Source organism: Methylobacterium nigriterrae, assembly GCF_037106235.1.
Lineage (GTDB): Bacteria > Pseudomonadota > Alphaproteobacteria > Rhizobiales > Beijerinckiaceae > Methylobacterium > Methylobacterium nigriterrae.
On the sequence record NZ_JBAWTG010001069.1, the window covers coordinates 1 to 251 of the forward strand.

The following is a 251-nucleotide window of genomic DNA, read 5'->3' on the forward strand; positions in this document are numbered from 1 at the left end:
CCCGCAAGAAACATCGGCCCATGACCTGACAAGGTCGTGAGTCAACAAGTTTAGCCCGGCCATCACCTTGACGGTGGCCGGGCGAAATCGTCTTCGCGATCCGTGCCGGCGCCGGGATCGGTTTCGAGCGAACCGTCGCCTTCACGCGGGCGCATCCCAACTGGCCGGCGGGGCCGTTGCTGCGCCGCCGCGCCGAGGAGAGCCTCCTTTCCGAGCGCAAGAGTCCCGCTACGGTCCGGGCCTTCTTCGCG

At 67.3% G+C, this 251-nt stretch carries 1 protein-coding gene; it reads right to left on the bottom strand.

Annotated features, from left to right (window positions below):
• Positions 1–62: 62 nt before the first annotated feature.
• Positions 63–251 (bottom strand): hypothetical protein (locus WDW90_RS40275; RefSeq protein WP_336493131.1); only part of this gene is annotated, 189 nt, incomplete at its 5' end.